Annotated in this window: 24 protein-coding genes and 3 tRNA genes; 11 read left to right on the plus strand and 16 right to left on the minus strand. The window is 54.8% G+C overall.

Annotated features, from left to right (window positions below; genetic code table 11):
* The first annotated feature begins 127 nt into the window (after positions 1–127).
* Positions 128–1,795, plus strand: a complete 1,668-nt coding sequence (gene ettA, locus INT84_RS18035; protein ID WP_194207903.1) for an energy-dependent translational throttle protein EttA — start codon at positions 128–130, stop codon at positions 1,793–1,795.
* Between the two features lie 255 nt (positions 1,796–2,050).
* Here the strand turns inward: ettA and nadR are convergent, their stop codons facing one another.
* The 3 genes from nadR to serB all read right to left on the minus strand — a co-directional run bounded on the left by nadR (position 2,051) and on the right by serB (position 5,800).
* The gene (nadR, locus tag INT84_RS18040) at positions 2,051–3,280 is read right to left on the minus strand and encodes a multifunctional transcriptional regulator/nicotinamide-nucleotide adenylyltransferase/ribosylnicotinamide kinase NadR (RefSeq protein WP_194207904.1); all 1,230 of its coding nucleotides are present in this window, start codon (positions 3,278–3,280) and stop codon (positions 2,051–2,053) included.
* Between the two features lie 112 nt (positions 3,281–3,392).
* Complete coding sequence (gene radA / locus INT84_RS18045; protein ID WP_194207905.1) at positions 3,393–4,775, minus strand: DNA repair protein RadA; 1,383 nt, start codon at positions 4,773–4,775, stop codon at positions 3,393–3,395.
* A 56-nt stretch (positions 4,776–4,831) separates the two neighbouring features.
* A complete protein-coding gene (serB, locus tag INT84_RS18050; RefSeq protein ID WP_176918412.1) occupies positions 4,832–5,800 on the minus strand; it encodes a phosphoserine phosphatase in 969 nt (322 codons plus the stop codon).
* Positions 5,801–5,935: 135 nt separating this feature from the next.
* Here serB and lplA point away from each other — a divergent pair, with 135 nt between their 5' ends.
* Positions 5,936–6,952, plus strand: coding sequence for a lipoate--protein ligase LplA (gene lplA, locus INT84_RS18055; RefSeq protein ID WP_194207906.1), 1,017 nt, complete (start codon positions 5,936–5,938; stop codon positions 6,950–6,952).
* Between the two features lie 6 nt (positions 6,953–6,958).
* Complete coding sequence (locus INT84_RS18060; RefSeq protein ID WP_194207907.1) at positions 6,959–7,219, plus strand: helix-turn-helix transcriptional regulator; 261 nt, start codon at positions 6,959–6,961, stop codon at positions 7,217–7,219.
* A 189-nt stretch (positions 7,220–7,408) separates the two neighbouring features.
* Here the strand turns inward: INT84_RS18060 and deoD are convergent, their stop codons facing one another.
* The 4 genes from deoD to deoC form a co-directional block, all read right to left on the minus strand.
* Positions 7,409–8,128 (minus strand): purine-nucleoside phosphorylase, encoded by a 720-nt coding sequence (gene deoD / locus INT84_RS18065; protein ID WP_176918415.1) that lies wholly within the window; start codon positions 8,126–8,128, stop codon positions 7,409–7,411.
* 125 nt (positions 8,129–8,253) lie between these two features.
* Positions 8,254–9,477, minus strand: a complete 1,224-nt coding sequence (gene deoB / locus INT84_RS18070; RefSeq protein WP_194207908.1) for a phosphopentomutase — start codon at positions 9,475–9,477, stop codon at positions 8,254–8,256.
* Positions 9,478–9,590: 113 nt separating this feature from the next.
* Positions 9,591–10,913, minus strand: a complete 1,323-nt coding sequence (gene deoA, locus INT84_RS18075) for a thymidine phosphorylase (RefSeq protein ID WP_194207909.1) — start codon at positions 10,911–10,913, stop codon at positions 9,591–9,593.
* Positions 10,914–11,027: 114 nt separating this feature from the next.
* On the minus strand, positions 11,028–11,807 hold the full coding sequence (gene deoC, locus INT84_RS18080; RefSeq protein WP_228066336.1) for a deoxyribose-phosphate aldolase: 780 nt from the start codon (positions 11,805–11,807) through the stop codon (positions 11,028–11,030).
* Positions 11,808–12,057: 250 nt separating this feature from the next.
* Here deoC and INT84_RS18085 point away from each other — a divergent pair, with 250 nt between their 5' ends.
* Both INT84_RS18085 and INT84_RS18090 read left to right on the plus strand, forming a co-directional pair.
* The gene (locus INT84_RS18085; RefSeq protein ID WP_194207910.1) at positions 12,058–13,608 is read left to right on the plus strand and encodes a YjjI family glycine radical enzyme; all 1,551 of its coding nucleotides are present in this window, start codon (positions 12,058–12,060) and stop codon (positions 13,606–13,608) included.
* Positions 13,580–14,443, plus strand: a complete 864-nt coding sequence (locus tag INT84_RS18090; protein WP_194207911.1) for a YjjW family glycine radical enzyme activase — start codon at positions 13,580–13,582, stop codon at positions 14,441–14,443. The genes INT84_RS18085 and INT84_RS18090 overlap by 29 nt, the downstream gene beginning before the upstream one ends.
* 144 nt (positions 14,444–14,587) lie before the next feature.
* Here the strand turns inward: INT84_RS18090 and INT84_RS18095 are convergent, their stop codons facing one another.
* The 8 genes from INT84_RS18095 to INT84_RS18130 all read right to left on the minus strand — a co-directional run bounded on the left by INT84_RS18095 (position 14,588) and on the right by INT84_RS18130 (position 21,080).
* Positions 14,588–15,370, minus strand: coding sequence for a metal-dependent hydrolase (locus INT84_RS18095; protein ID WP_194207912.1), 783 nt, complete (start codon positions 15,368–15,370; stop codon positions 14,588–14,590).
* Complete coding sequence (locus INT84_RS18100) at positions 15,367–16,440, minus strand: patatin family protein (protein WP_194207913.1); 1,074 nt, start codon at positions 16,438–16,440, stop codon at positions 15,367–15,369. Before INT84_RS18100 ends, INT84_RS18095 begins: the two co-directional genes overlap by 4 nt.
* Positions 16,441–16,563: 123 nt before the next feature.
* Complete coding sequence (locus INT84_RS18105) at positions 16,564–16,725, minus strand: DUF1328 domain-containing protein (protein ID WP_007373037.1); 162 nt, start codon at positions 16,723–16,725, stop codon at positions 16,564–16,566.
* Positions 16,726–16,850: 125 nt separating this feature from the next.
* Positions 16,851–17,468, minus strand: coding sequence for a molecular chaperone OsmY (gene osmY, locus INT84_RS18110; protein ID WP_176920254.1), 618 nt, complete (start codon positions 17,466–17,468; stop codon positions 16,851–16,853).
* Positions 17,469–17,875: 407 nt separating this feature from the next.
* Positions 17,876–19,465 carry a peptide chain release factor 3 gene (gene prfC, locus INT84_RS18115; RefSeq protein WP_176920253.1) on the minus strand — a complete coding sequence of 530 codons (1,590 nt, stop codon included), beginning with the start codon at positions 19,463–19,465 and terminating at the stop codon, positions 17,876–17,878.
* Between the two features lie 94 nt (positions 19,466–19,559).
* A complete protein-coding gene (gene yjjG, locus INT84_RS18120; protein WP_194208085.1) occupies positions 19,560–20,237 on the minus strand; it encodes a pyrimidine 5'-nucleotidase in 678 nt (225 codons plus the stop codon).
* Positions 20,238–20,251: 14 nt separating this feature from the next.
* Positions 20,252–20,698: a ribosomal protein S18-alanine N-acetyltransferase gene (rimI, locus tag INT84_RS18125; protein ID WP_194207914.1), complete on the minus strand. Its 447-nt coding sequence runs from the start codon at positions 20,696–20,698 to the stop codon at positions 20,252–20,254.
* The gene (locus INT84_RS18130; RefSeq protein WP_176920251.1) at positions 20,667–21,080 is read right to left on the minus strand and encodes a DNA polymerase III subunit psi; all 414 of its coding nucleotides are present in this window, start codon (positions 21,078–21,080) and stop codon (positions 20,667–20,669) included. Before INT84_RS18130 ends, rimI begins: the two co-directional genes overlap by 32 nt.
* Positions 21,081–21,183: 103 nt before the next feature.
* Between INT84_RS18130 and rsmC the strand changes: the two genes are divergently transcribed.
* The 4 genes from rsmC (at position 21,184) to INT84_RS18150 (ending at position 22,703) form a co-directional block, all read left to right on the plus strand.
* Positions 21,184–22,212 (plus strand): 16S rRNA (guanine(1207)-N(2))-methyltransferase RsmC, encoded by a 1,029-nt coding sequence (gene rsmC, locus INT84_RS18135; protein WP_194207915.1) that lies wholly within the window; start codon positions 21,184–21,186, stop codon positions 22,210–22,212.
* 170 nt (positions 22,213–22,382) lie between these two features.
* A tRNA-Leu gene (locus tag INT84_RS18140) sits at positions 22,383–22,469 on the plus strand.
* A 28-nt stretch (positions 22,470–22,497) separates the two neighbouring features.
* Positions 22,498–22,584, plus strand: a tRNA-Leu gene (locus INT84_RS18145).
* Between the two features lie 33 nt (positions 22,585–22,617).
* Positions 22,618–22,703 (plus strand) — tRNA-Leu (locus tag INT84_RS18150).
* 25 nt (positions 22,704–22,728) lie between these two features.
* Here the strand turns inward: INT84_RS18150 and INT84_RS18155 are convergent.
* Complete coding sequence (locus INT84_RS18155; protein WP_194207916.1) at positions 22,729–23,007, minus strand: DUF1435 domain-containing protein; 279 nt, start codon at positions 23,005–23,007, stop codon at positions 22,729–22,731.
* Positions 23,008–23,217: 210 nt separating this feature from the next.
* On the opposite strand from INT84_RS18155, the gene INT84_RS18160 reads away from it, so the two are divergent.
* Both INT84_RS18160 and fhuF read left to right on the plus strand, forming a co-directional pair.
* Positions 23,218–24,282, plus strand: a complete 1,065-nt coding sequence (locus INT84_RS18160; RefSeq protein WP_194207917.1) for a GGDEF domain-containing protein — start codon at positions 23,218–23,220, stop codon at positions 24,280–24,282.
* Between the two features lie 94 nt (positions 24,283–24,376).
* Positions 24,377–25,168, plus strand: a complete 792-nt coding sequence (gene fhuF / locus INT84_RS18165) for a siderophore-iron reductase FhuF (RefSeq protein ID WP_194207918.1) — start codon at positions 24,377–24,379, stop codon at positions 25,166–25,168.
* Positions 25,169–25,188: the final 20 nt, after the last annotated feature.

Consider the following 25,188-nt stretch of genomic DNA (forward strand, 5'->3'; position numbering starts at 1 on the left):
TGCACATTCCGCCACGTTCCGGACATTTTTTTACTTTAGCGCACCAGCCAGGTCCGCTGGGATTCAGTCAGGAAAACGGCTACACTTCGCCTTTGAACTCATTACCATAAAAGAGGCGAAGTCCAACGTGGCTCAATTCGTTTATACCATGCATCGTGTCGGCAAAGTGGTTCCGCCGAAACGTCATATTTTGAAAAACATCTCCCTGAGCTTCTTCCCTGGCGCAAAAATCGGTGTACTGGGCCTGAACGGTGCCGGTAAATCTACCCTGCTGCGCATCATGGCCGGTATTGATACCGATATTGAAGGGGAAGCTCGCCCACAGCCGGGTCTCAAGATTGGCTACCTGCCGCAGGAGCCGAAGCTGAACCCGGAACATACCGTTCGTGAATCCGTTGAAGAAGCGGTAGCTGAAGTCGTTAACGCGCTCAAAGGTCTGGATGAAGTGTACGCGAAGTACGCCGAGCCGGATGCGGACTTTGATAAGCTGGCTGCGCAACAGGGTAAATTTGAAGAGATCATTCAGGCGCATGACGGTCACAACCTGAACGTACAGCTGGAACGCGCCGCCGACGCCCTGCGTCTGCCGGACTGGGATGCGAAAGTTGAGAAGCTTTCCGGGGGCGAACGCCGCCGCGTCGCGCTGTGCCGTCTGCTGCTGGAAAAACCAGACATGCTGCTGCTCGACGAACCGACCAACCACCTGGATGCCGAATCCGTCGCCTGGCTGGAACGCTTCCTGCACGACTTCGAAGGTACCGTGGTGGCGATCACCCACGACCGTTACTTCCTCGATAACGTTGCCGGTTGGATCCTGGAGCTTGACCGCGGTGAAGGTATTCCGTGGGAAGGCAACTACTCCTCCTGGCTGGAGCAGAAAGATCAGCGTCTGGCGCAGGAAGCCTCTCAGGAAGCGGCGCGCCGTAAATCCATTGAGAAAGAGCTGGAGTGGGTCCGTCAGGGCGCGAAAGGCCGTCAGTCGAAAGGCAAGGCCCGTCTGGCACGCTTTGAAGAACTCAACAGCACCGAATACCAGAAACGTAACGAGACCAACGAACTGTTTATCCCACCTGGACCGCGTCTGGGCGATAAAGTCGTTGAAGTCAGTAACCTGCGTAAATCTTACGGCGATCGTGTGCTGATCGACGATCTGAGCTTCTCGGTCCCGAAAGGCGCGATTGTCGGCATCATCGGTCCGAACGGCGCGGGTAAATCCACCCTGTTCCGCATGATGTCCGGTCAGGAACAGCCTGACAGCGGGACGATCACCCTGGGTGAAACGGTGAAGCTGGCCTCCGTGGATCAGTTCCGCGACGCGATGGATAACAGCAAAACCGTATGGGAAGAAGTTTCCGGCGGGCTGGATATCATGAAAATCGGCAACACCGAAATGCCAAGCCGCGCCTACGTGGGCCGCTTCAACTTCAAAGGTGTCGATCAGGGTAAACGCGTGGGCGAGCTGTCCGGCGGTGAGCGCGGTCGTCTGCACCTGGCGAAGCTGCTACAGGTTGGCGGCAACATGCTGCTGCTCGATGAACCAACCAACGACCTGGATATCGAAACCCTGCGCGCGCTGGAAAACGCCCTGCTGGAGTTCCCGGGCTGCGCGATGGTGATCTCGCACGACCGCTGGTTCCTTGACCGTATCGCCACCCACATTCTGGACTATCAGGATGAAGGCAAAGTCGAGTTCTTCGAAGGTAACTTTACTGAATACGAAGAGTACAAGAAACGCACGCTGGGCGCGGACGCGCTGGAGCCGAAGCGGATTAAGTACAAGCGTATCGCCAAGTAATCTGTACATGCCCGGAGGCGCTGCGCTTACCGGGCCTACGGTTAATGCATGCAACACGCTGATATTACGTAGTTTTTGTAGGCCGGGTAAGGCGAAGCCGCCACCCGGCATTCCACAACGTCACGGTCAGCGCCGTGCCACCTGATGCCCGGTGGCGCTGCGCTTACCGGGCCTACGGTAAATACATGCAACACGCTGATATTATGTAGTTTTTGTAGGCCGGGTAAGGCGAAGCCGCCACCCGGCACATATTCTCTATCCCTGCTCGCCCATCAACTCTTTCACCAGCTCAACGCAACGCAGAAAGCGCGAGTCGTAATCTGACTCCTCGACATGAACGAAGTCGATATTATTGGCTTCCAGCATGGCAACCAGTAACCGCTGAAACTCTTTACGATCCACCGAGCTGCCCAGACTGCGCAGACCGTCGGCCACCCACGGCGTATTGTTTTCCAGCAGGATCACCAGGTCAAAGCGATACTCATCGATCAGCGCCTGAACGAACGGATGCTCACGCCCTTCATATTTTTTGCAGAAGGCCTGAGTGGTTACAAAATCGGTATCAACAAACGCGACTTTATTGGCATATTTCACAGCGAAATCAATATACTGCGCCTGGCCCAGCGCGATTTTATCGTAGTCGGAATACTGGAGCGCCATTTCGTCACCGCCAAGGTGAGAAAAAACGTAGTCGCGTCCATATTCCCAGGCGCTGGTGGTATTGAAGATATTTGCCAGCTTGTTGACCAGCGTGGATTTACCGCTGGATTCCCCGCCCAGCACCGCGATGGTACGCACGAAGAATGGCTTCACTTCTGTCGGAATATACTCCCAGTAGCGGAAGGGGTTAGCGCGAATTTGCCCGCCGCTGATATTCATAAAGGTACGTTTCGGATCGATGAGTACCGCCTCGGTGCCGAGATGCTGCGGGTACTGCGCCGCGTCGGCCTCTTCGGAGGTGTAGATCCAGTTAGGCTGGATACCCTTCTCTTCCATAAACGCGCTGATACCCCGGCTCCAGACGTCCCAGCCGTGCGGGTAAGGTTCCATGCCCTCTTCATTGAACGCATGGATGCGAATATTTTTCTGGTATTTGAAGGTCTGAAGCAGCCAGCGCAGGCGGTCTGACACTGTCGGCTGCTGCGACATCGCGCTGGCCTCAAACAACTGGCGGTCGCGCGTCTCATCGTAGCCCATGATGATATGCAGTTCATCGACCTGACTACAGGCGCGCTGGATCAGATAAATATGCCCGGTATGCAGCGGATAGAATTTGCCGAACACCACGCCGACGCTCTTTTGTTTACGCGGGAACTCCAGCCCAAGGAAGCGATGCAGTGCTTCCAGTTTCTGCGCGCTGGGGCTTTTGATCTTGGCATTGAGAAGCTGGCTTAGATAACCTTTAGTCATACCGCTGGCGTCCGCCACCTGCTGAAGGGTGCAGCCTTTTTGCTTTATCGCGGTTTTCAGGTAATCAAATGACACAAGAGCCTCCTGCTAAGTTGGGGTCATACCATCCGGCTTCCTCGCCCGCGGCCTGATAGCGCTGCGCGCATCAGGCTACGAGACGACCGCCGGAAAGACGGCGAGTCTTTTATTATAAGTCGTCAAATACGCTGAGGGCGTCAGAAAGTTTTTTAACACCAAAAACTTGCATCCCTTCAGGCGGTTTTTTGGGTACGTTGGCCGCCGGGACGATGGCGCGTTTGAAGCCATGTTTTGCCGCTTCTGAGATGCGCTCCTGACCACTTGGCACCGGGCGGATTTCGCCCGCCAGCCCAACTTCGCCAAACACCACCAAATCGTGCGGCAATGGTCGATCGCGCAGGCTGGAGACCATCGCCAGCAGCAAGGCCAGATCCGCACTGGTTTCTGTGACCTTCACGCCGCCAACCACGTTGACGAACACATCCTGATCGGACATCTGTAGCCCGCCGTGACGATGCAGTACCGCCAGCAGGATCGCCAGACGGTTTTGCTCCAGCCCTACCGCCACCCGACGCGGATTCGCCATCATCGAGTGATCGACCAGCGCCTGAATTTCTACCAGCAGCGGACGCGTGCCTTCCCAGACAACCATCACCGAACTGCCGGAAGTGACTTCATCGCCACGGCTGAGGAAGATGGCGGACGGGTTACTGACTTCGCGCAACCCCTGTTCAGTCATGGCAAAAACGCCAAGTTCATTTACCGCGCCAAAGCGGTTTTTATGGCTGCGCAGGGTACGGAAACGGGAATCTGCGTCGCCGTCCAGCAGCACCGAGCAGTCGATACAGTGCTCCAGCACCTTCGGCCCGGCAAGCGACCCGTCTTTGGTGACGTGGCCGACCATCACAATCGCCACGCCGCGCGTTTTGGCAAAGCGTGTTAAATACGCGGCGGTCTCGCGGACCTGCGCCACGCTTCCCGGCGACGACTGAATATCCGCCATATGCATCACCTGAATAGAGTCGATGACCATCAGCTTCGGCTGCTCTTCATCAGCAATCATGCAGATCTGCTCAATGCTGGTTTCCGAGAGCATATTCAGGTTGGCTGTCGGCAGCCCCAGCCGGTGCGCGCGCATGGCAACCTGCTGAAGAGATTCTTCCCCGGTGACGTACAGCGTTTTCATTCCTTCCGCCAGTCGGCACAAGGTTTGCAGCAGCAGCGTGGATTTACCCGCGCCGGGATTACCGCCGATCAGGATCGCACTACCCGGTACGACGCCGCCGCCCAGGACGCGGTCGAATTCTTTAAAGCCGGTGGAGAAGCGTGGCAGTGCTTCCAGGCTGATATCGGAAAGCTTTTGCACTTTCGATACGCCCGCGCTGCCGGCATAGCCGCTCAGTTTTTCATTACGCGCCACGGTTGGCGATGCCGCGACGCGCACCTCGGTGATGGTGTTCCAGGCATGACAGGCGCTGCACTGTCCCTGCCAGCGCGGATAATCCGCACCACATTCATTACAGACAAATGCGCGTTTTGGAGCTTTCGCCACGTGTTACCTCGTTTTTTCATACCATTGCCGGCGGGTCGCCTGCTCCGGCATTTCAGTTATTTCTGGTTCAGACTGCCGGACAGGATGCAGAACACGCCCATCAGGTCAGCATGACGGATAGTCACTTCCGTCTTTTCATTCACTTTCGGTTTCGCATGATAGGCAATGCCCAGTCCGGCGGTTTTAATCATCGGCAGGTCGTTTGCACCATCGCCGATCGCCACAGTTTGTTCATGGGGAATGCCGTACTCTTCGGCCAGACGCACCAGCGTCATGGCTTTATATTGCGCATCGACAATATCGCCGATCACATGCCCTGTGAACTTGCCGTCCCTCATTTCCAGCTCGTTGGCAACCACCGCCGACAGTCGCAGTTTGTCACGCAGATATTCAGCAAAGAAGGTGAAGCCGCCGGAGGCGATGGCCACTTTCCAGCCCAGCGACTCCAGTTTGAGTACCAGCTGGGTTAAGCCCGGCATCAACGGCAATCCGTCGCGCACCTGGTGCAGGATATTGGCATCCGCGCCCTTCAGCGTTGCCACGCGGCTGCGCAGGCTGGCAGTGAAGTCCAGCTCGCCACGCATCGCGCGCTCGGTCACTTCCGCCACCATTTCACCGGTGCCGGCCAGTTTGGCAATTTCGTCAATGCACTCAATCTGGATGGCAGTGGAATCCATATCCATCACCAGCAAGCCCGGCGTACGCAGATGCGGAATTTTACCCAGCGGTGCCACGTCCAGCCCCGCGTCGTGCGCCAGACGCGTCGCACGCGCAGTCAGCGATCCGGCCAGGCGGATGACCTGATAATCTTCCACGCACCACGCGGTGACGATCACCATGGCTGCACCCAGCTTACGCTGATACTGGGTTAAGCGTTGTTTATCAAGGCTACGACCATACAGCAGCCAGCCGCTACGGCCTGCGTGATAATCCAGCGGCATCACCTCATCACCACTCAATGAGAGCGGTAAACCAGGCCATAAAGACACATCATCGGGCAGATCGCACCAGGTAATGTTGGGCATTACAACTCCTGTCTATCCAGGGTAAAACGACGCATGAGGCTACCCCGACAATAGCGCTTCTGGCAATATAGAAAAGACAATTTTCCGCAATATGGCGCTCATTTGCCGCAAAGCGATGATGAAAAGGATAGTTTGATGCCGACATTACGCCTGCTTCTTTCCGACTCGTACGATCCGTGGTTTAACCTGGCCGTTGAGGAATCTATTTTCCGCCAGATGCCCGCTACGCAGCGGGTGCTGTTTTTGTGGCGCAATGCCGACACGGTAGTCATCGGGCGCGCGCAAAATCCGTGGAAAGAGTGTAACACTCGCCGGATGGAGGAAGATAATGTCCGGCTGGCACGGCGCAGTAGCGGTGGTGGCGCGGTATTTCACGATCTTGGCAATACCTGTTTCACCTTTATGGCCGGGAAGCCGGAGTACGATAAAACGGTCTCCACCGCTATTGTGCTCAATGCATTAAACGCGCTGGGCGTTACGGCGGAGGCGTCCGGGCGTAACGATCTGGTGGTGAAAACAGCTGAAGGCGATCGAAAAGTCTCCGGCTCAGCCTATCGCGAAACCAAAGATCGCGGTTTCCATCACGGTACGCTGCTGCTCAATGCCGATCTCAGCCGTCTGGCTAATTATCTGAATCCGGATAAAAAGAAACTGGCAGCTAAAGGCATTACCTCGGTTCGTGGCCGGGTCGCGAATCTGATAGAGCTGCTACCGGGCATTACCCATCAGCAGGTCTGCGAGGCGGTCACTGAGGCCTTTTTCAGCTACTATGGCGAGCGCGTGAAGGCCGAGATTATCTCCCCGGAGAAAATGCCGGATCTGCCAAATTTTGCCGAGACCTTTGCCCGCCAGAGCAGCTGGGAGTGGAACTTCGGCCAGGCCCCTGCCTTTAGTCATTTGCTGGATGAACGCTTCACCTGGGGTGGCGTGGAACTGCATTTCGACGTTGAAAAAGGCCATATTACTCGTACGCAGGTCTTTACCGACAGCCTGAATCCCGCGCCGCTGGAGGCGCTGGCGGGCCGTTTGCAGGGCTGCCTGTACCGGGCGGATATGCTACAGCAGGAGTGCGAAGCGCTGCTGGTTGATTTCCCGGAGCAGGAAAAAGAGCTGCGTGAGGTCTCGGCGTGGGTGGCCGGAGCGGTAAGGTAAAGCAAGGTGATTGATCTGCTAAAACAAGAACAAGCGATTGCGTTAACCATGGTTAGTCAAAAAGTTTCCTGGCTTGCCGCAGTACGCATCTATAAAAATGTATCACGTACTGATGCAGCGAAAATGTTAAACATCACTCCAGACGCGCTTAAACGTATCGAAAAAGAACAAATAAGTGCACATATGAAAAGTAGAATGGCAGAAATTTATGAATGTCCGGAGGCGTTGCTTGTATACCCATCCTGGATGCATGGCCGTACCGAATGAATAGATTCCTGGATAGATTTTAAACGCCATCCCACTGAAAAATAAAGGTAAATTTTTAAAAAATTAAAATTGGTGAATAGATACTTCGGGGAAAAATAAGCCGGATGGCGGCTAATGCCTTATCCGGCGTGCAGATTTTGCGCAGTTTTGCAGGCCCAGTTTAGCACTGTGCCACCGGGCTAAAAAAACTTACGCTTTATCGCCCAGCAGCACAGATTCCAGCGCGATTTTGATCATATCGTTGAAGGTGGTCTGACGTTCAGCCGCCGTCGTCTGTTCGTGGGTACGGATATGGTCAGACACGGTGCAGATGGTCAGTGCTTTCGCACCGAACTCAGCCGCTACGCCATAGATGCCCGCCGCTTCCATTTCCACGCCCAGAATGCCGTATTTTTCCATCACGTCGAACATAGACGGGTCCGGCGTGTAAAACAGATCGGCGGAGAAGATATTACCGACACGCGCTTCCACGCCCAGCGCTTTCGCCGCCTCTACCGCGTCACGCACCATGCCAAAGTCGGCAATGGCGGCGAAGTCATGATCTTTAAAACGCAGACGATTCACTTTGGAGTCGGTGCAGGCACCCATACCAATCACGACATCACGCAATTTCACGTCGGCACGCACCGCGCCGCAGGAGCCTACGCGGATGATTTTCTTCACGCCGAAATCGGTGATCAGCTCTTTGGTGTAGATGGAGCAGGACGGGATCCCCATACCGTGACCCATCACGGAGATTTTACGGCCCTTATAAGTACCGGTGAAACCCAGCATGCCGCGGACGTTGTTCACTTCACGCACGTCTTCGAGGAAGGTTTCAGCAATGTGTTTAGCGCGCAGCGGGTCGCCCGGCATCAAAACGACGTCAGCGAAATCACCCATTTCTGCATTAATGTGGGGAGTAGCCATTTTCAGGTCCTTATTCATTATGTATTTGTTCAGCGTAATAGTGCCGGGTGGTGGCTTCGCCTTACCCGGCCTACAAGTCGATAAAACCGCAGGCCCGGTAAGCAAAGCGCCACCGGGCAATGCCATCACAGCATGTTTTTGCCGTATTCCATTGGCGACGTACCGAAATAGCTCGCCACGGTCTGACCAATATCCGCGAAGGTTTCACGGTGACCCAGCGACCCCGCTTTCACTTTCGGGCCGTAGATCAACACCGGAATGTGTTCACGGGTGTGATCGGTCCCGGTCCAGCTCGGGTCACAGCCGTGGTCAGCGGTCAGGATCAGAATGTCGTCCTCTCCCACCAGTTCCAACAGCTCCGGCAGACGGCGGTCGAACAACTCCAGACCGGCGGCATAACCGGCGATATCACGACGGTGGCCCCACGAAGAGTCGAAGTCGACGAAGTTAGTGAACACAATGGTCTCATCACCCGCTTCTTTCATCTCTTTAATGGTGGCATCGAACAGCGCGTCCAGACCGGTCGCTTTCACTTTTTTAGTGATGCCGCAGTTGGCGTAGATATCCGCAATCTTACCAACAGAAACCACCTGGCCGTTTTTCTCATCGACCAGTTTTTGCAGCACAGTCGGTGCAGGCGGTTCAACGGCCAGATCGTGACGGTTGCCGGTACGCTGGAAGTTACCGGTTTTATCACCGACAAACGGACGGGCGATAACGCGGCCAATGTTGTAACCGCCTTCGGTCAGCTCTTCACGGGCGATTTCGCATAACTCGTAAAGTTTATCGAGGCCAAAGGTCTCTTCGTGACAGGCGATCTGGAATACGGAGTCGGCGGAGGTATAGAAAATCGGCTTGCCGGTTTTCATATGCTCTTCACCCAGCTGGTCCAGGATCACCGTACCGGAAGAGTGGCAGTTGCCGAGGTAGCCTGGCAGGTTGGCGCGTTCCACCAGCTTATCAAGCAGTTCCTGCGGGAAACTGTTGTCGTGGTCGCTAAAGTAGCCCCAGTCAAACAGCACCGGTACGCCAGCGATTTCCCAGTGACCGGACGGGGTATCTTTACCGGAGGAAAGTTCATGCGCCCAGGCATAAGCGCCGATGACTTCAGCGTTGCCATCAAGACCAGCAGCAATTTTACCGGTCGAACCTTCGTGAGCTTTCGCCAGCCCCAGACGGGTCAGGTTAGGCAGGTTTAACGGGCCTTTACGGCCATGGTCAGCCTCGCCTTTGGCGCAGGCTTCTGCGATATGACCCAGCGTATCAGAGCCTGTGTCACCAAAGTTTTTCGCATCTTCGGTAGCGCCGATGCCGAAAGAGTCCAGCACCATAATAAATGCACGTTTCATAGTTTCTCCGTACGTAGTGCTCATAAAAAAGCGATCAGATCAGTATACCCTAAATCATTCGCGTTTTGGGAAGATGAGCGGGACCGGCACCGCCACAACGCGAATGATGTACGCTATGCAGTGATGCGACGATAGACCGTTGGCGTGGTTTCCGGTGCCTTATCGTCAAGAACAATAGCCGCTTTGACGGCTTTCGCCGCCTCCTGCCAGCTGGCTTCGTCTTTAGCATGGATCACCGCCAGCGGACGCTGTCCGTCAACGCTGTCGCCCAGACGCGCCATCTCGGTAAAGCCGACGCTGTAATCAATGGTATCGGATGCCTGACGACGCCCGCCGCCCATAGACACTACCGCCATCCCCAGCGCACGGGTATCCATCGCGCTGACGAACCCCTCGGTATCGGCGTAAACGGCTTTGCTGAGCATCGCCATCGGCAGATATTTCGCATAGTTCTCCACGAAGTCATTCGGGCCTTTCTGCGCCGCCACCATACGACCGAAGATTTCCGCCGCTTTACCGTTATCCAGCACCGCCTGCAATTTCGCCCGCGCATCGGCATCATCTTTGGCAAGCTGACCGGAGATCAGCATCTCAACGCACAGCGCCATCGTGACGTCAAACAGACGCGGGTTACGGTATTCACCGGTCAGGAACTGGACGGCTTCACGCACTTCCACCGCGTTACCCGCGCTGGAGGCCAGCACCTGATTCATATCGGTTAGCAGAGCGGTAGTACGCACGCCTGCGCCGTTCGCCACGCCGACAATCGCCTCGGCCAGCGCGGCGGAAAGTTCGTAAGTCGGCATAAACGCACCGCTGCCCACTTTGACATCCATCACCAGCGCATCCAGCCCTTCCGCCAGCTTTTTAGCGAGGATAGAACCGGTGATCAGCGGGATGGAATCCACCGTCGCAGTAATATCGCGGGTAGCATAAAAACGTTTATCCGCCGGTGCGAGCGAACTGGTCTGCCCGATAATCGCCACACCAACGTCTTTAATAATCTCGCGAAAACGGTTGTCGTCCGGGAAGATATCGAAACCGGGGATCGCTTCCAGCTTGTCGAGCGTGCCGCCAGTATGACCGAGGCCGCGTCCGGAGATCATCGGAATGTAACCACCGCATGCCGCGACCATCGGGCCAAGCATCAGCGAGGTAACATCGCCCACGCCGCCGGTAGAGTGTTTATCGACAATCGGGCCATTCAGATTCAGGCTCTTCCAGTCCAGTACGGTTCCTGAATCTCGCATCGCCATAGTTAACGAAACGCGCTCAGGCATCGTCATATCGTGGAAGAAAATGGTCATCGCCAGGGCAGCAATCTGTCCCTCGGAGACGGTGTTATCACGGATGCCGTTGATGAAAAAACGAATTTCTTCGTCGCTTAGCGCGTGACCATCACGTTTTTTACGAATAATTTCTTGTGCGAGAAACAAGGGACCTCCAGAGGAAAAGAGTGGAAGGATAGCGCCAGGCCGAATAAGGCGCAGCCACCATCCGGCATCAAACCCACTTGCCGGGTGGCGCTACGCTTACCCGGCCGACAACGATTAATAGCTGCTGGCGCTCTTACCGTCGCCGTGACCCAGCGCTTTCAGCAGACTGGCCAGCAGGCTGGATGCGCCAAAGCGGTAGTGGCGGGAGTCCGCCCAGTCAGCTCCGAACAGTTCGTCCGCAATCGCCAGGAATTGCTGCGCATCTTCCGCGCTACGCACGCCGCCCGCCGGTTTGAAACCTACGGTTTTTGCCACGTTCATATCGCGGATCGCTTCCAGCATGATGCGCGCGCTTTCCGGCGTCGCATTCACCGGCACTTTACCGGTCGAGGTTTTGATGAAATCCGCGCCCGCTTTAATGGCGATTTCCGACGCTTTACGAATGAGCGCTTCTTCTTTCAGTTCACCGGTTTCGATGATCACTTTCAGCAGCACATTAGCCGCTGCGCAGGCGTCTTTACAGGCTTTCACCAGATCAAAACCAACCTGTTCGTTACCGGCGATCAGCGCGCGGTACGGGAACACCACGTCAACTTCATCAGCGCCGTAAGCAATCGCAGCGCGGGTTTCGGCCAGCGCGATATCGATATCATCGTTGCCGTGCGGGAAGTTGGTGACGGTCGCAATACGGATATCCGGTGTCCCCTGCTCTTTCAACGTTTTACGCGCAATGGGGATAAAACGCGGATAAATACAAACGGCGGCGGTATTACCCACCGGGGTTTTCGCCTGATGACACAGCGCGATCACTTTTTCATTGGTGTCGTCGTCGTTCAGCGTGGTCAGGTCCATCAGTTTCAGTGCACGCAGGCTGCTTGCTTTTAAATCGCTCATTTGATTCTCCAACGGCATCGCCGTATAAAATTTCACCTTGCGAGTCTGTTAGTATTCTAACATCCACTCGCGATTACATATCGACATACATCACAGTTAATGAAAACTTCGTACAAATTTGCATTGCTGTAATGAGATCTATATCACTTACCACCCTCATGTTTCTGGAGATGAAGGCATCAGGATCAAAAGCGCCTTCTCTCCCTTTTCTTAGAATAGAGCATCATTACGGCATACTAAGGACGCGACGATGCCCACTTCATGCGAAAACACGCTGCAACAACGTTGCCAACAGATTGTGACCAGTCCAACGCTCAGCCCTGAACAAAAGCGCCATTTTCTCGCGCTGGAAGCGGAAAATGCCCTGCCTTCCCCGGCGCTGACGGCTGAAGCGCAGGCGGCGCTGGATGACGGCGTGATTTGCGATATGTTTGAAGGCCATGCGCCGTTCAAGCCACGTTATGTTCTGCCGGATTACGCCAGGTTTCTTGAACACGGCTCAGCGTGGCTGGAACTTGAAGGCGCGCAGGATCTTGATGACGCGCTTTCATTGTTGACCATTCTGTATCATCACGTCCCTTCCGTGACCTCAATGCCAGTCTATCTGGGTCAGCTTGATACATTGCTGCAACCATATGTTAGAATCCTAACACAAGAAGAGGTCGATATTCGAATTAAACGTTTCTGGCGCTATCTCGACAGGACGCTGCCCGATGCGTTTATGCACGCCAATATCGGCCCGGCGGATACCCCTGTCACCCGCGCCATCCTGCGCGCTGATGCGGAGCTGAAACAGGTTTCCCCTAATCTGACGTTTATTTACGATCCTGAGATTACTCCGGACGATTTACTATTACGCGTTGCGGAAAATATCTGTGAATGCAGCAAGCCGCATATCGCTAACGGGCCGGTGAATGATAAAATTTTCACAAAAGGCCACTATGGCGTGGTGAGCTGTTACAACTCACTGCCATTAGCCGGGGGCGGTAGTACGCTGGTCAGGATGAACCTGAAAGCCGTCGCAGAGCGCAGCCAGTCGGCAGAGGACTTCTTTTCGCGTCTCCTTCCCCACTACTGTGAACAGCAACTGGCGATTATCGATGCGCGATGTGAATTTCTCTATCAGCAGTCACATTTCTTTGATAACAGCTTCCTGGTGAAGGAAGGGTTAATCGATCCACAGCGGTTTGTTCCCATGTTCGGCATGTATGCGCTGGCGGAGGCCGTCAATATTCTGTGTGAAAAAGCGGGCGTGGCTGCGCGTTACGGTAAGGACGATGAGGCCAATCAACTGGGCTACCGCATTAGCGCACAGCTTGCTGAATTTGTAGAAAATACACCGGTAAAATACGGCTGGAAAAACCGTGCCATGCTGCACGCTCAATCCGGCATCAGTTCAGATTCCGGCACCACGCCGGGCGCGCGTCTGCCCTACGGCGACGAGCCGGATCCGATTACCCATCTGCAAACCGTCGCCCCGCATCACGCCCATTATCAGGCGGGTATCAGCGATATTCTGACCCTGGACGAAACCATCAAGAACAACCCGCAGGCGCTGGTCCAGCTGTGCCTCGGCGCATTCAGGGCGGGAATGCGGGAGTTCACCGCCAACGTGTGCGGCAACGATCTGGTCCGCGTGACCGGCTATATGGTGCGTTTGTCCGATCTGGAGAAGTACCGCGCTGAAGGCTCGCGCCTGAATACCACCTGGCTGGGCGAAGAGGCGGCGCGCAACACGCGCATTATGGAACGTCAACCTCGCGTAATAAGCCATGAACAGCAGATGCGCTTCGGTCAGTAAGCTTATCCCCTTCTCCTGCGTAGACGGGCCGGGCAGTCGCCTGGCCCTGTTTTTACAGGGCTGCAATCTGCGCTGTAAGAGCTGTCATAATCCGTGGACGATAGGATGTTGTAACTATTGTGGAGAATGTGTGCCGCAGTGTCCGCATCAGGCATTAAGTCTTCACGCAGGGAAAGTGATATGGCAGGCGGACATTTGTCAGCAGTGCGATTCCTGTCTGAAAATGTGCCCTCAGCAGGCGACGCCGATGGCGCAAACCATGAGCGTGGAGGAGGTGCTCGCGCATCTGCACAAAGCGCGGTTTTTTATTGAGGGCATTACCGTCAGCGGCGGCGAGGCGACAACACAATTACCCTTTTTGCTGGCGCTGTTCAGTGCGATCAAAGCCGACCCGCAGTTACGGCAGTTAACCTGCCTGGTAGACAGTAACGGGTTGCTTAGTGAAACTGGCTGGCAGAAACTGCTGCCAGTGTGCGATGGCGCGATGATCGACCTGAAAGCCTGGAGTAGCGAATGCCACCTTGTGCTTACCGGAAGGGACAATAAACAAATTAAACGCAGTATCCTGCTGCTGGCGGATCGCGGAAAGCTGGCCGAGCTACGGCTGCTGGTTATTCCGGGTCAGGTGGATTACCTGGAGCATATTGAACCGCTGGCGGCGTTTATATCCCAACTGGGCGATGTTCCGGTGCGTCTCAATGCCTTTCATGCTCACGGGGTATACGGTGAAGCAAGAACATGGCCGGGCGCGACGCCGGAGGATGTGAACCAGCTTGCGAAAGCATTAAGGGCGCGGGGCGTAGAGAAGCTGATTTTTCCGGCACTGTATTTGTAATTTTGCAGCACCGCAGACAGGTTGCCGGATGGCGGCTTCGCCTTATCCGGCCTACAATTCTGCATATAACGTCATTGATTTGTAGGCCGGATAAGACGCGCCAGCGTCGCCATCCGGCAAAAAGCCAACGGTACGGTTTGTTTACTATCCGGCAAATTTAAACAACGCCACCGTATTCTGCCATATCGTCTCGGCAATCACTTCCGCAGGCTCCGCCCGCAGCTCGCATAATGTCGCAAACACCCGCGCCACCTGCTCAGGCCGATTCGGCTGGCCCTGAAAACCGTTTAGCGGCATATCCGGCGCGTCGGTTTCCAGCAGCAGCGCCTCCAGCGGTAATTGCGCCATCACGTTGCGGGTTTTACTGGCGCGAGGATAGGTAATCGTACCACCAACGCCGATTTTGTAGCCTAACTGAATAAAGCGTTCAGCCTGTACCAGACTCCCGGCAAAACCATGCACCACCCCGGTACGCGACAGATCGTGACGTTTAAGGTGCATTGCCAGCTTGTCGTGAGTCCGCCGGGAATGCAGGATCACCGGCAAATCGTAGCGCTTCGCCAGCGCAAGCTGCGCGTCCAGTAGCGTTTCCTGACGTTCGAACTGCGGATCCTCCCGATAGAGATCGAGGCCGATCTCGCCGATCGCGACCAGCTTGTCCGCTGGCGCGGCAAGATGATCTTCCAGCCGTCCGAGGCACGCGTCGGTATGCCGCTCAATAACGATGGGATGCAGACCCAGCGCCATATAGAGGGCGTCGTACTGCTCCGCCAGCGCCGTCACGCGTTCAAAATCATTGGCTTCAATGGCAGGGAGGATGATTTTTTCTACTCCGGCCTGCGCCGCCTTCTGCAAACTGGCGCGTTCATCGCCGGTAAAAGGCGGAAAGTCGAAATGGCAATGAGTGTCAATAAAGCGCGCCGTCACGCCAGATCCTCATGATTAAAGCTGGCATCGTTAGCCTGCGGCGCATCGACGAGAGGCGTATGAAGCGTATCGTTGGCGACAGGCGCAGGCGGCACCACCACTGTCGCAGGAACCTGGATGCGCGGCGCGTGGCGCAGCAGCGGCGGGCTTTCCGCCAGCAGTTTACCGACGGTCGCGAGGAAATAGCGTCCGCACAGCCGTCCGGTTTTATAATCTTCGCGCAGCGCGGGTAAGCCGCTGCCCAGCGCCATACTGTTCAGCGCTTTCGGCGGATAGATTTCGAAGATCCGCAGGTCGTCCGGCGGCTGTTCAATAAACTGCTGGATCGCGTGATAGCTGGTTTCATGATGCTGTACAACGTTCACCAGCGGTTGCAGGCTACTTTCGCCCAGCCAGCGCTCCATCCGTTTGAACCACTGCGGCGTATAGTACATTTGCGACGGCACGGTACGGATCACCACGATGGTTGTCGCCCCGCGTCTGGCGGCCTCCTGCACCGGGATCGCATCGCTGACGCCGCCGTCCAGGTAGTTGATGCCATCCAGCAAAACGCCGCTGCGGTAAAAGCCCGGAATGGCACTGGAGGCGCGGATCAGATCCAGCCAGTTTTTTTCGTCTGGGGCAAAATAGCCCGGCGTGTAGTCATCCTGACGACAGGCGCACATATAGAACGCCTTGCCCCGTTCGAACTGGTCTGCCGCGTAGCCCATCGCCAGCGGCATTTTGCTGGCGGTGGCATCCACCAGCCAGTCAAGATCGATAAGATTGCCGCCGCGCACGAAGCGCAACGGATTGAAGAAATCGCGGGTGGTGGTGTAACGCATGATAACTTTACGCGCATAGCCGGGCTGGTTACACAGATAAGCGGAGAGATTTTGCGCCCCGGCAGAGGTGCCGAGAAAGAGATCGAACGGGTTGAATTGCGCGCGCATGAATTCGTCCAGAACCCCGGCAGTAAAAATACCCCTTTGGCCTCCCCCTTCACACACCAGCGCCAACTTTTCAGGACGGAAGGGTTCAACCGATAACGGCGCTATATTGCCGAGCGTCACGGGAATTCGTTGTCCCACCCTGCTTTCCTGTTTTCATTCTTCTTAGTTATACGACTAAGGTAGCGCAATTTACCCGGCGCTGAAACTGCAAAAGCCAGTCCGGAGACTGGCTTTTACATTTTTACCACATCTAATTCGTCGCTATGGACGTCGACGGCCCATAAACAGGCTGACGAGGAACAGAATAATACCGACGATAAAGACGATTTTTGCTGCGCCCGCTGCCGTACCTGCCAGTCCACCAAAACCCAGAGCGGCGGCAATTAACGCGATAACCAGAAATATAATGCCCCAACGAAACATACGTTTCTCCTTTACCATAGTCATTGTCGACCGCTAAACATGAGCGCTCAGGCTGCTCACTGCATTGTCGTTTACTTTTAGTTTACACGCCCCCGGATTCAAATCCGGGGATCGTATTCTGCGATTTACTTCGCTTTAAGGTCATTCTTAACGCTTTTCACACCGTCAACCGCTTTGGCGACGCTTTCAGCGCGATCGATCTGCGCCTGGGAATCTACGGTCCCGGAGAGCTGAACAACGCCGTCAGTGGTTTCCACTTTCACTTTACGTGCCGGGACAATATCATCGGCCAGCAGTTTGGCTTTGATTTCGCTGGTTGTAGCCGTATCGCCTGCGTAGCCTTTCACGCCCTGTGACTTGCTGTCACGCACGTGAAGTTTGTCGCTGACAGATGAGACACCTTCAACTTGTTTCGTCACTTTCACAGCTTCTTCAGCCTGTGCCTGACTCTCAACAAAGCCGCTCAACGTAACCACCTTTTTCTCAGTTTTCACGGAGATATCGGTGCTCTTAATCGTTTCGTGATCAACCAGCGCCGCTTTAACTTTAGCTGTAATCGCGCTGTCGTCCATGAAATTGCCGACTTTATTCATAGAGCTATCGATTTTTTGCCCTGCGCTGTCAGAGGTTGCTTTCGCTTTATCCGCAGTAGAGCTTTCCGCCAGGGCAGAGCCGCTCACCAGCGCAGTACCTAACATCACAGCCAGCAGAGATTTAGAAATCTTCAGTCTTTTCATAGTCATCGAACTCATCCTGTAGGTTTGTCCATTATCTGAACGTTTGCGACCACAACGCCGCTTTGCTGTAGCGGTGAAAACTCACCTAATAGCAGTCAGTGTGCGTTCTCAACATAAGCGAAGCTTAATGGTAAGAAGTGGGTAGTGACCGCCGTGCTTCAGTTATTAATATTGTGATTAACAAATTAACTGGCTCATAAACCTGCTATTCACGCATTGAACAGAGCATTCAGCCAGTCGACTTGTCATCACTTTGTTAAATATAGATCACAATGATAATTCCGCTTGCGCAGATGACTAAAAAAAGACCATTCGAAGCGAAAAAGCGTTGAATTAAGATATTTCCGCAAGGGATTAATAAGGCAGGGAAAGTAACGGGCGCGGCGGCTGCAGCGCCCGGCAAGGCATAGCGATTAGTGCTCGCGCGTTTTACGGAACTGCACGTCAGGATAACGCTCCTGGGTGATGTTCAGGTTGACCATCGTCGGCGCGATATACGTCAGATTATCGCCACCGTCGAGTGCGAGGTGAAGTTCGTTCTTACGTTTAAACTCTTCAAACTTCTTCACGTCAGTGCTTTCCACCCAACGGGCGGTCGCCACGTTAACCGATTCGTAGATCGCCTCTACGTTGTATTCGCTTTTAAGACGGGCCACCACCACGTCAAACTGGAGAACACCGACTGCGCCAACAATCAGATCGTTGTTGGCGATCGGGCGGAATACCTGCACCGCGCCCTCTTCCGAGAGCTGCACCAGCCCTTTCAGCAACTGTTTCTGCTTCAGCGGATCTTTCAGGCGAATGCGGCGGAATAGTTCCGGCGCGAAGTTCGGGATACCGGTGAACTTCATCATCTCGCCCTGGGTAAAGGTGTCGCCGATCTGAATGGTACCGTGGTTATGCAGGCCGATGATATCGCCTGGATACGCCTCTTCAACGTGTGAGCGGTCGCCAGCCATAAAGGTCAACGCATCGGAGATCACCACGTCTTTACCAATACGAACCTGACGCAGCTTCATGCCCTTTTCATACTGGCCGGAAACCACGCGCATAAAGGCCACGCGGTCACGGTGTTTCGGGTCCATGTTGGCCTGGATCTTAAAGACGAAGCCGGTGAACTTCTCTTCCGCCGCCGTCACTTCACGGGTGTCGGTTTTACGCGGCATCGGCGCAGGAGCCCATTCCACCAGACCATCCAGCATATGATCGACGCCAAAGTTACCCAGCGCGGTACCGAAGAAGACTGGCGTAATTTCGCCCGCCAGGAAGAGATCCTGATCGAACTCGTTCGACGCACCCTGAACCAGCTCCAGCTCATCACGCAGCTGCTGCGCCAGATCGTCACCGACCGCCGCGTCCAGATCCGGGTTATTCAGCCCTTTAACAATACGGACTTCCTGGATGGTATGACCTTTACCGGTCTGGTAAAGATAAGTTTCGTCTTTATAAAGGTGGTAAACGCCTTTGAACAGTTTGCCGCAGCCGATAGGCCAGGTGATCGGCGCGCAGCCGATTTTCAGTTCGTTCTCGACTTCATCCAGCAGTTCCATCGGATCGCGGATGTCGCGGTCAAGCTTGTTCATAAAGGTGAGGATCGGCGTATCGCGCAGACGGGTAACTTCCATCAGCTTACGGGTCCGGTCTTCTACCCCTTTTGCAGCATCAATGACCATCAGGCAGCAGTCCACCGCCGTCAGCGTGCGGTAGGTATCTTCCGAGAAGTCTTCGTGCCCCGGGGTGTCCAGCAGGTTGACGAGGCTGTCGTGATACGGAAACTGCATCACCGAGGTGGTGATCGAGATCCCACGCTGCTTTTCCATTTCCATCCAGTCGGATTTAGCATGCTGGCTGGAGCCGCGGCCTTTCACTGTACCGGCGGTCTGGATCGCCTGTCCGAACAGCAACACTTTTTCAGTGATGGTCGTTTTACCGGCATCCGGGTGAGAGATAATGGCAAAAGTACGGCGCTTCGCCACCTCTTGCAAATAAGGAGACAACGTCATAGTTAACATCTTCTGTGTAAGTGCGCGGCAGCAGGCCACGCAGCGTAAAATACGAAAATTGCGGCTATTGTACTCAAGAGCATCGGTCAGACAATCAATGTTTACACAGGAGCTGCTCCAGTTCGCGTAATGAGGTGACGGTCCAGGTCGGCTGAAGGTCCGATGGCAGGACGTGACCGTGCGCGTTCAGCCAGCGGGTCGATAACCCGGCGTTGATACCGCCGCGAATATCCGACTCGGCGGTATCGCCCACCATCAATACCCGCGAACGATCCGGGTTGCCCGCCTGCGCCAGCGCGTAATCAAAGATGCGCGCATCGGGCTTGGCAACGCCCACTTCTTCAGAGACGATCAACAAATCAAAATAATCGCGCAGACCGGTGCGTTCAAGACGAATTTGCTGTAGCGCGGTGAAGCCATTGGTAATAATCCCGAGCTTCGCTTTACCACGCAGCGCATCAAGCAGTGATACCGCGCCCGGCAGCGGCGCGCAGATTTCCGCCATCGCGTTCAGAAAAGCGGCGTTGAGATCGCCCGGCGGGACGCTAAGACGGTCAGACCAGCCCTGAAAACGCTGATGCTGTAACTGTAGTGAAGTGATGGCTCCGTTCTGATAATCCACCCATAGCGGTTTATTGACGGCCTGGTAGTCCTGAAAATCGTCTGCGGTGAAGGTCACGCTGTAGTCGAGAAACATCCGCTGTAAGCCGCCGAACGAATCAAAGGTAAACAGCGTTTCGTCCGCGTCAAAAAATATCCAGTCCCACTTCATCATTTCACCTTCTGTTACATGCTTATTGGCAGCGCCATTATTATTGCGTCTTCCCGCCCGTCGGCGGTGGGGTAATAGTTGCGGCGGATCGTCGCCTCGTTAAAGCCTAAATGTTCGTACAGCGCGATGGCGGCGGCGTTAGAGGCCCGCACCTCCAGCCATAATGTGACGACGCCGCGTTTTTCCAGCTCATCGATCAAGTGTTCCAGCAGTTCGCGGCCAAAACCCCGGCGTTGAAACGCGGGGTCGACGGCAATATTGAACAGCGTGGCTTCATCCAGCACCATATGAGTGATGGCAAACGCCGCCATTTCTCCCTCAACGGTGAGCTGATAGTTAAGGTAGCGCTCGCCCTGATTGCTGGCAAAGGTGGCTTCGCTCCACGGAAAAGCATGGGCGCGTTTTTCAATTTCCCAGGCGCGGGGGAGATCAGTCGTGTTGAGGAAAGAAATCGTGTTCATAGGTGCAAATTTGTTGCCATAACGCGGCACGGGCCGCCGGATTAGAACGTAAGTCAGCCCAGGTCGGCGTTGCCATTTGCGCGCCCTCAAGCAACACCGGCTCGTCGGTGCCCAGTCGCCAGCTATTACAGCGGCTACCTTCAGGCAACATGGCAACCCGGTCCGGCGTCAGTTGCAGGACCTGATCGGGCGTAAGGGCTAAGGCCCGCAGAATATCGCGGATTAAAGGCTCATTAAGCGCGGGCAGATCGTTGCCGGCCATCACCAGACGTACATGCGCCGGTAGCGTAATGGCGATTTCACCCTGTAGCGCGCCGGGACGGCGTAGCGACCACCGGGTGATCCCCAGTTGCTGTAATTGCCACTCTCGTCGGGTTGTCATAGGGGAACGCTCCTGTCTGTCAGGGGCGCAAATATAGCAAATTCGTCGAAACTGCGCCAACAAACCTCTATAATCGCCGTCAGGTACAATAGAGGAACCTTTCATGTCTGCTTTTACCCCGGCAAGTGAAGTCTTGCTGCGCCACAGTGATGATTTCGAACAGAGCCGTATAATTTTTGCCGGTGATTTGCAGGATGACCTGCCCGCTCGCCTGGAAACGGCGGCCAGCCGCGCCCATACGCAACAATATCACCACTGGCAGGTGCTGGATCGCCAGATGGGCGATCGCGTGCGTTTCAGCCTGGTGGCTGAAGCCGCGGATGTCGCCGAGTGCGACACGCTGATTTATTACTGGCCGAAGAACAAACCGGAAGCGCAGTTCCAGTTGATGAATCTGCTTTCCCTGCTCCCCGTCGGCACCGATATTTTTGTGGTCGGTGAAAACCGCAGCGGCGTGCGTAGCGCCGAGCAGATGCTGGCAGACTACGCCCCGCTCAATAAAATCGACAGCGCGCGCCGCTGCGGTCTGTATCACGGTCGTCTGGAAAAACAGCCGACATTTGATGCACAGGCGTTCTGGAACGAGTACGCCCTTGACGGCCTGACCATTAAAACCCTGCCGGGCGTCTTTAGCCGCGATGGGCTGGATACAGGCAGCCAGCTTCTGCTCTCTACGCTCACTCCGCATACGAAAGGCAAAGTGCTGGATGTAGGCTGTGGCGCAGGCGTGCTCGCTACGGTGCTTGCCAGCCACTCGCCAAAAGTGCGTCTGACGCTCTGCGACGTCAGCGCGCCAGCGGTGGAAGCCAGCCGCGCAACGCTTGCCGCCAACGAGCTGGAAGGCGAGGTGTTTGCCAGCAACGTCTTCTCCGAAGTGACGGGGCGTTTTGACATGATTATCTCCAACCCGCCGTTCCATGACGGGATGCAGACCAGCTTCGAGGCCGCGCAAACCCTGATTCGTGGCGCGGTACGCCATTTGAATAGCGGTGGCGAATTGCGGATTGTGGCTAACGCCTTCCTGCCTTATCCGCAGGCGCTGGATGAAACCTTTGGCTTCCATGAGGTGCTCGCGCAGACGGGTCGCTTTAAGGTGTATCGTGCGATCATGACGCGTCAGGCGAAGAAGTAATTCGGTATTAACGCCGGAGGGCGTTTCGCTTGTCCGGCTTTCCGCCGCCGTCTGTAAACGGCCATTTTTGCAGCAATCAACCCATACGTCATAATTAACTATTGACGAAAAGTTGAAAACATCTAGAATGCGCCTCCGTGGTAACGATACTTTTTGAGTGTCGATGGTATGCGAAGGTGGCGGAATTGGTAGACGCGCTAGCTTCAGGTGTTAGTGTCCTTACGGACGTGGGGGTTCAAGTCCCCCCCCTCGCACCATGATCCACGTTGATATTGCTCGCACTGGGCGAAGGTGGCGGAATTGGTAGACGCGCTAGCTTCAGGTGTTAGTGTTCTTACGGACGTGGGGGTTCAAGTCCCCCCCCTCGCACCAACGAGGCGATATCAAGAAAAGTAAGATGACTGTGCGAAGGTGGCGGAATTGGTAGACGCGCTAGCTTCAGGTGTTAGTGTCCTTAGGATGTGGGGGTTCGAGTCCCCCCCCTCGCACCAGATATCTTACCTTCCCCTTCTTTTCTTATCTCATAAGCTTCAGATTCATCATCACCAGCATAATTCCACCTATCAGCGCGATACCCGACGGCAGCAGGACAAAATGACGCAACCGCTTATGCCAGATCATACCGGACGTCAGCAACAGCCCCAGCACAATTAACCCGCGCCAGGCGCTCATAGACAGATCGGCAAACGTCAGACCCGCAATAATGATGCCGGGGATCAACACCCCCCAGCCACTTCCCAGCGCTCGCTGCAACATGCTTCCGCCTCTCACAGTGATAATGATAACCAATATCATATGGCATATTTTCTCATTTGTCAGCGCTAATTAAAAAAGCAGCACTACATTTACTTTCACGGTAATGACAGACATTCCTTAAGGTGATAAATTGTGCGCCCTAAAAACGAGACCCATGAATACCTGATATTTGCGCCTGTTTTCACGCGCGTTATTTTTCCTTTTGGCGATGTAAACTTTTAACCCCAAGTAAAATAACGAATTACTGATATGACAGCACACACATGGCGGTCCCTGAAGAACAAGAAATATCAGCTTTCACTGCGACTTTTTTTGTTCCTCAACATAGTCTCAACCATCTTCATCATCCTCAGCCCGCTTTATAATGCTCGCGCGCTGACGCTGCCGATTGTTATTATTACCCTGGTAAGTTCAGGGGTATTGATATGGCATTTCCTGTATCCGCATAAGAAAATAAATATAGATGCTATCTCGATAGTATCGGGTTGCCTGTGGGCCTGGCACGTCGCCATTAAATATGCGCAGATCGCCCCATCAGATTTTAGCTATCTGATTATTGCCTTATTAAGTGTGCTATTTATTGGCACCATCTCGTTTCCCAATAACATTAGCGCCTTCACCCTGCACTCTCTGCCGATATTTTTAACCTGCCTGTGGCTCAATGATGGCGAACTGTGGCCGCGGATGGTGTACTGCTTCGCCCTGCCGATGGTGGGGATTGCGATTCAGCACGTTATTCAGAAGCGTAACGATCACTTTGCGCAAAGCCTGATGTATAAACTGCTGGAAGAGCGGGAGACGCTGAACGATCTCAGCATGCTGGACCCGCTTACCGGGCTGTATAACCGGCGTGGCCTGAAAAACCGCCTTGACACCCTCCTCTCACTCGACTCCGGGCAGCACTACGTGCTGCTGATCGACATCGACCATTTTAAAGCCTACAACGATCACTATGGGCATATGATGGGTGACCAGGCACTTATCCGCGTCTCAGCGGCGATCCGCGATGCCGTACGCTCGCGTGATATCGTCACCCGTTTCGGCGGGGAAGAGTTTATGGTGCTGGTGACGAATATCGATGCCGCGCAGGCCACGGACACCGCCGAACGCATTCGCCAGCAGGTCTACGATTTGAAAATACCGCATATGTTTAACGAGAGCGTAGCGACCAATGTCACCGTTAGTATTGGTATTGCGGATTTGCAAGGTGATGCGGTCGATGTTGCCCTCGAAAATGCCGATAAGGCGCTGTACGAAGCTAAGCATCTGGGACGTAACAATATTCTCAGCAGCGACCAAATTCGCTTCGCCTGAACCTCGTTCATGAGGCGAAAAAGAGTTGCGATTGGGTTTATCTATAGCTAGGATTGGAAATCATTATCATTTAGATTCATATCTTTCTTTGCGTATGGCCTATCGTTCCGCACCGATCATTGAAGATGTCATCTGGCTGACCCCTTTTGCAGAAAAAAGCGCGACGCTGGCGGAAGCCATACGCAATACTATCGCGGAAAACCGGGCGCATATGCTCGATTTTATCCGTCTTGATGAGTTGCCTCCCGTCCATACGATGACGCTGGCAACCTGGGCACGTCCGGTAGCGTTAAGCCGTCTGCTGACAATCTATGGCGATCATATCTACCGCAATCAGCCCTTGCTGCCCCGTGAAGACAAACCGCTGATTTCGCTGTGGGCACAGTGGTATCTTGGATTACTGGTCCCACCGCTGATGCTGGCCCTGCTGAGTGGACAAAACGCGCCTGACCTTTCACCTGAACATTTTCACGTTGAGTTTCATGAGACGGGCCGTGCGGCCTGCTTCTGGATTGATGTTATTGAAGATCCACAAAGCTCAGCGCTCTCCCCTGTCGGACGTATAGAAAAGCTGGTCACTCAGGCATTAATGCCGGTAGTCAACGCCCTGGAAGCGACGGGGGAAATTAACGGCAAGCTTATCTGGAGTAATACCGGCTATCTGATTAACTGGTATCTGGGTGAGATGAAACCGCTGCTGGGCGATGCGCTGACGGAGACGCTCCGCCAGCATATTTTCTTCAGCAAAGCACTTGCGGATGGCAACGATAATCCGCTGTGGCGTACCGTGGTTCCGCGCGACGGGCTACTGGTACGTCGTACCTGCTGTCAGCGTTACCGCCTGCCAGATGTTCAGCAGTGCGGCGACTGCACGTTGACCAAATAACTCGCCCGCCAGTATTACGC

The organism is Superficieibacter sp. 1612_C1 (genome assembly GCF_015234305.1).
Lineage (GTDB): Bacteria > Pseudomonadota > Gammaproteobacteria > Enterobacterales > Enterobacteriaceae > Superficieibacter.

Bases quoted from the DNA above. Each gene is read 5' to 3' on its own strand.
- serB (WP_176918412.1), bottom strand. From the start codon at position 5,800: ATGCCCAACATTACCTGGTGCGATCTGCCCGATGATGTGTCTTTATGG.
- lplA (WP_194207906.1), top strand. From the start codon at position 5,936: ATGCCGACATTACGCCTGCTTCTTTCCGACTCGTACGATCCGTGGTTT.
- deoD (WP_176918415.1), bottom strand. From the start codon at position 8,128: ATGGCTACTCCCCACATTAATGCAGAAATGGGTGATTTCGCTGACGTC.
- deoB (WP_194207908.1), bottom strand. From the start codon at position 9,477: ATGAAACGTGCATTTATTATGGTGCTGGACTCTTTCGGCATCGGCGCT.
- deoC (WP_228066336.1), bottom strand. From the start codon at position 11,807: ATGAGCGATTTAAAAGCAAGCAGCCTGCGTGCACTGAAACTGATGGAC.
- INT84_RS18085 (WP_194207910.1), top strand. From the start codon at position 12,058: ATGCCCACTTCATGCGAAAACACGCTGCAACAACGTTGCCAACAGATT.
- INT84_RS18090 (WP_194207911.1), top strand. From the start codon at position 13,580: ATGAACAGCAGATGCGCTTCGGTCAGTAAGCTTATCCCCTTCTCCTGC.
- INT84_RS18105 (WP_007373037.1), bottom strand. From the start codon at position 16,725: ATGTTTCGTTGGGGCATTATATTTCTGGTTATCGCGTTAATTGCCGCC.
- osmY (WP_176920254.1), bottom strand. From the start codon at position 17,468: ATGACTATGAAAAGACTGAAGATTTCTAAATCTCTGCTGGCTGTGATG.
- prfC (WP_176920253.1), bottom strand. From the start codon at position 19,465: ATGACGTTGTCTCCTTATTTGCAAGAGGTGGCGAAGCGCCGTACTTTT.
- yjjG (WP_194208085.1), bottom strand. From the start codon at position 20,237: ATGAAGTGGGACTGGATATTTTTTGACGCGGACGAAACGCTGTTTACC.
- rimI (WP_194207914.1), bottom strand. From the start codon at position 20,698: ATGAACACGATTTCTTTCCTCAACACGACTGATCTCCCCCGCGCCTGG.
- INT84_RS18130 (WP_176920251.1), bottom strand. From the start codon at position 21,080: ATGACAACCCGACGAGAGTGGCAATTACAGCAACTGGGGATCACCCGG.
- rsmC (WP_194207915.1), top strand. From the start codon at position 21,184: ATGTCTGCTTTTACCCCGGCAAGTGAAGTCTTGCTGCGCCACAGTGAT.
- INT84_RS18155 (WP_194207916.1), bottom strand. From the start codon at position 23,007: ATGATATTGGTTATCATTATCACTGTGAGAGGCGGAAGCATGTTGCAG.
- INT84_RS18160 (WP_194207917.1), top strand. From the start codon at position 23,218: ATGACAGCACACACATGGCGGTCCCTGAAGAACAAGAAATATCAGCTT.
- fhuF (WP_194207918.1), top strand. From the start codon at position 24,377: ATGGCCTATCGTTCCGCACCGATCATTGAAGATGTCATCTGGCTGACC.